Origin of the sequence: uncultured Boseongicola sp., assembly GCF_937988555.1 — a bacterium.
Classification (GTDB): domain Bacteria; phylum Pseudomonadota; class Alphaproteobacteria; order Rhodobacterales; family Rhodobacteraceae; genus Boseongicola.
In genome coordinates, this window is sequence record NZ_CALJXO010000386.1 from 1 (window position 1) to 2,928 (window position 2,928).

Here is a 2,928-nt window from a genome sequence, read left to right on the forward strand (position 1 = left end):
ACTTGTGAGCATCATCGGACATGCTTAACAGAATTGCGGCCGGTTAGAGCGCGCAACAGCCAGACTTAAGTCCGCCGCTGCACTTACCAAACTACTCCAGCTCGACCAGCAGGTCCTTCACGTTCTAATTGGCTGAAAGTAGTTGCTGAAAGCAGGCCATTTCTCTTCAACTTCTTTGCCCAATTAAGCTTGGTAAGCAGACACATATGGGGAAATTATGCATGGTCCTTTTCGTTTCGTTTATATCTGCGCAGGCGTCATTTTCCGAGCCAGAGCCTCACGAGATCTGTGCCGAGGCGATCAAGGCTATGGAGGTCCTTTGGAAAGGGCACTCGGACCTTTTCACCGTCAACATCAACGTCGTTGGCTGGCAACAAGGCGACGCACAAGAACGAGAGATTGCGAAGGCAAATGCTGACATAAGCGCAGCCCCCCTTGACCAAGCTGAACCATACATGGTGCGTCTCATGGAGCTTTGTGCAGACTAATGAACCGAGTTGTGTTTTCTTGAGCAGAGTGGGCGAACCGCACCTGCTGCGCTACTGCGTTAAATCCTCGCGCTAATCCAAAATATGGACGGTTTTGTGTGTTGCCTGGATGTCTATTTTAAACTGGACGGTTTCAGAATTCTTACAAAAAGCAATGTTGTCATTATGAGTGGCAATGCGGACCTCTCCTTGCCACGTGAGCAAATCCTGTTCCACTTTGACAAGCTCCGGGAGCTGATAAGACCCCAGAACGCAAATGCAGGCGACGTTGTCTGGTAGAATTGCCGAGATCGGCAGGGCTATGCCAGAGGCCGCATTTAGGTCCGGTTGCTTCGGCTCGAATATGTCATCGTCGCGCGCATCCATACCTAAAGCCGTGAGGATTTTTGCGGTGAGCATTGCGATGAACAACGAATTTTTAGGTCAGCGTGGAAAGTAAATACCTCTGGATATGAGGCAGCATTTTGGAGCGGATTTACCGCGTCCACGTTGGTTGAAGCATGGGTCGTGCAGGTTTTTAGCCGAGGACCCGTTACTCCAACTCGACCAGCAAGTCCTTAGCATCAATCTGCGCGCCCGGCGTCACATGCACAGCTTTTACTATTGCGTCGCGTTCGGCGTGGATGCCGGTTTCCATTTTCATGGCCTCGATCGTCAGCATCAGATCGCCCTCTTTGACTTTGCCACCGGCCTGAATAGCGACCGAGGCGACGACGCCGGGCATCGGCGCGCCGACGTGGTTTTCGTTTCCAAGTTCGGCCTTGGGGCGGGCGGCTTGCGCGCCGGTCGAGGAGCGGTCTGCGACACGCACGATACGGGGTTGGCCGTTCAACTCGAAGAAGACCTTGGCTTCGCCTTCGGTGTTCGTGTCGGCGATGGCCTGACAGCGAATTTCCAAGGTTTTGCCGGGGTCGATTTCGACAGAGATCTCATCACCGGGGGCCATGCCGTAGAAGAAATTCTTTGTCGGCAATGTGCGGACGGGACCGTAGGTGTCGTGGCGGCCCATGTAGTCGAGATAAACTTTGGGGTACATGAGGTAGCCGTTTAGATCCTCGTCGTCGATGTCCATGCCGTCGAGTTTTGCCGACAATTCTGTACGGGTTTTCTCGATGTCGACACTTGTGGCGTGAAGGCCGGGGCGGTCGGTTGAGCCTCGTTCGCCTTTGAGGATCTTCTTCTGGATCGCTTTTGGCCAACCACCCGGAGGTTGGCCGAGGTTGCCACGCATCATGTCGATCACGCTATCAGGGAAGGAGACGTCCTTTTTCGGGTCTTCAACGTCCGCGCGACTAAGATTTTGCGACACCATCATCAGGGCCATGTCGCCGACAACCTTGGAGGATGGCGTGACTTTGACTATATCGCCGAACATCTGGTTCACGTCGGCGTACATTTCGGCCACCTCGTGCCAGCGTTCCTCAAGGCCAAGGGAGCGGGCCTGTGCTTTGAGATTGGTGAACTGGCCACCGGGCATCTCGTGGAGATAGACCTCGGAGGCGGGGGCCTGCAGGCCGCTTTCAAACGCCGCGTAGTGGCTGCGCACGGTTTCCCAGTAGTTCGACATTTCGCGCACCGCGCCAATGTCGAGGCGGGTGTCGCGATCGTGGCCAGCAAGGGCCTCGACAATAGTGCCGAGCGTGGCCTGAGACGTGTTGCCGGACAGGGCGTCCATGGCGCAGTCGACGGCGTCTACGCCTGCTTCGGACGCGGCAAGGATGGTCGCGCAGGCGATGCCGGCGGTATCGTGGGTGTGGAAGTGGATCGGCAGGCCGACCTCGTCTTTCAGGGCCTTGATTAGGATGCGGGCTGCGGCGGGTTTCAAGAGCCCTGCCATGTCTTTGAGGCCGAGGACGTGTGCGCCGGCGGCCTTTAGATCTTTGCCCATATTTACGTAGTATTTCAGGTCGTATTTTGCGCGCTCCGGGTTTTGGATGTCGCCAGTGTAGCAGATGGTGCCTTCGCAGACTTTGTTGTTTTCTACGACGGCGTCCATGGCGACGCGCATGTTGTCGACCCAGTTCAGGCTGTCAAATACGCGGAACACGTCGACGCCGGTTTCCGCTGCCTGTTTCACGAAGAACTGCACCACGTTGTCGGGGTAGTTGGTGTAGCCAACGCCGTTGGCTCCGCGTAGCAGCATCTGGGTCATAAGGTTCGGCATGCGCTGACGCAGATCGCGCAGGCGCTGCCACGGGCATTCCTGCAGGAAACGGTAAGAAACGTCGAAGGTGGCTCCGCCCCAGCATTCCATCGAGAAAAGCTGCGGCAAGTTGGCGGCATAAGCGGGGGCGGCGTTGATCATGTCGATCGAGCGCATCCGCGTGGCCAAAAGCGACTGGTGGCCGTCGCGCATTGTGGTGTCGGTGATCAGAAGTTGCTTTTGATCAAGCATCCAGTCGGCGAGCGCTTCGGGGCCGAAGTCTTCAAGGATATTACG

At 56.3% G+C, this 2,928-nt stretch carries 3 protein-coding genes; 1 reads left to right on the forward strand and 2 read right to left on the reverse strand.

The window, feature by feature from the left end:
• Window positions 1-221: 221 nt before the first annotated feature.
• Window positions 222-488, forward strand: coding sequence for a hypothetical protein (locus Q1B15_RS22900; RefSeq protein WP_299758478.1), 267 nt, complete (start codon window positions 222-224; stop codon window positions 486-488).
• A gap of 72 nt (window positions 489-560) precedes the next feature.
• On the opposite strand, the gene Q1B15_RS22905 is transcribed toward Q1B15_RS22900, so the two are convergent.
• On the reverse strand, window positions 561-887 hold the full coding sequence (locus tag Q1B15_RS22905) for a hypothetical protein (RefSeq protein ID WP_299758480.1): 327 nt from the start codon (window positions 885-887) through the stop codon (window positions 561-563).
• Between the two features lie 133 nt (window positions 888-1,020).
• Window positions 1,021-2,928: pyruvate carboxylase subunit B (locus Q1B15_RS22910; protein ID WP_299758482.1), on the reverse strand; the 1,908-nt coding region annotated here is incomplete at its 5' end.

What these genes read in the sequence shown, in the direction of transcription:
- Q1B15_RS22900 (WP_299758478.1), top strand. Translation starts at nt 222, where the DNA reads ATGGTCCTTTTCGTTTCGTTTATATCTGCGCAGGCGTCATTTTCCGAG.
- Q1B15_RS22905 (WP_299758480.1), bottom strand. Translation starts at nt 887, where the DNA reads ATGCTCACCGCAAAAATCCTCACGGCTTTAGGTATGGATGCGCGCGAC.